The organism is uncultured Campylobacter sp., assembly GCF_937949835.1.
Classification (GTDB): domain Bacteria; phylum Campylobacterota; class Campylobacteria; order Campylobacterales; family Campylobacteraceae; genus Campylobacter_B.
In genome coordinates this window covers 1-1108 of sequence record NZ_CALEDC010000438.1, presented here as the reverse complement: position 1 = coordinate 1108, position 1108 = coordinate 1, and the positions used below count along the sequence as shown (strand labels likewise).

Annotated in this window: 1 protein-coding gene; it reads left to right on the top strand. The window is 53.2% G+C overall.

The window, feature by feature from the left end:
• Positions 1-125 precede the first annotated feature (125 nt).
• Positions 126-794 carry a ThiF family adenylyltransferase gene (locus tag Q0256_RS09780; RefSeq protein ID WP_297962574.1) on the top strand — a complete coding sequence of 223 codons (669 nt, stop codon included), beginning with the start codon at positions 126-128 and terminating at the stop codon, positions 792-794.
• Positions 795-1108 lie beyond the last annotated feature (314 nt).

Here is a 1108-nt window from a genome sequence, read left to right as displayed (position 1 = left end):
TGCGAGCAGGAATGAAAACAGCGACATTTCGGAACTTTTTGAGGGGCGGGCAACGCTAAGTCCGATTAAGTTAAATTTGACCGCGCACGAGCAGATGAGCGCGCTAGAAAGGTGGATGAAAAACGATGAGTGAGGTCGTAGTAGACCGCTTTTCGCGCTCGCGCCTACTTTTCGGCGAGGATTTTGCAAGGCTGCAAAGCGCTAAAATTTTAATCTGCGGCTGCGGAGGCGTGGGTGGAGCGGCGATAGAAGCGCTATACCGCAGCGGCGCGGTAAATCTAAGCGTGATCGATTGCGATCGCTTCGAGATCACTAATCAAAACCGTCAGCTTGGAAGCGAACACGTAGGCGAGCTAAAATGCGAGGTTTTCGCGCGCAAATTTAAAGGCGTGACGCCGATCGTCGCTAGGATCGGCGAGGAATTTTTATCTAAATTTGATCTGGCGCAATTTGATTTCGTAATCGACGCGATCGACGACGTGGGCGCCAAGATCGCGCTTGCGCTGCGCTGTAGCGAGGCTGGCGCGGGCTTCATAAGCTCGATGGGCGGCGCAAAGAGGCTCGATCCCGCTAGGATCGAAATCCGATCAATCTGGCAGACGCAGGGCGATCCGCTCGCGCGCAAGATCAGATACGAGCTACGAAAGCGCGGCTTTGCGGGCGATTTTGACGTCGTTTGCTCAAGCGAGCCGCCGCGCGTCAAATCGATGGGCAGCTTCATGGGCGTGACCGCGAGCTTCGGGCTTTTCATCGCAAGCTACGTCGTGCGCAGGCTGATAGGCGATCAGTCTTAAGCGGTTAAATTTCATAGCGCTTCGGTGCATGGCTCCGCCTGATCGTGTTTGGCGGTTAAATTTTAGATACTTTGAGCTTTTGATCCGAGCTCGCTCTGCGTGCGGTACGGCGCGGCGGTGTGCTTTGCGGACGCGCGCGCGGTTAAAATTTAAAACAGCGAAAGCGAAATTTTACCCATCGACGAATATAAAATTTACTCGGTGCGAAGGTGAAAATTAATTTGCAGCGAAAGATAAAATTTTATCCGCAAAGATCGGCGCAGGCTTGCGTGCGAGATGAAATTTAAGGACCGCGCAAGCTACGCGTGCATATC

What these genes read in the sequence shown, in the direction of transcription:
- Q0256_RS09780 (WP_297962574.1), top strand. Translation starts at nt 126, where the DNA reads ATGAGTGAGGTCGTAGTAGACCGCTTTTCGCGCTCGCGCCTACTTTTC.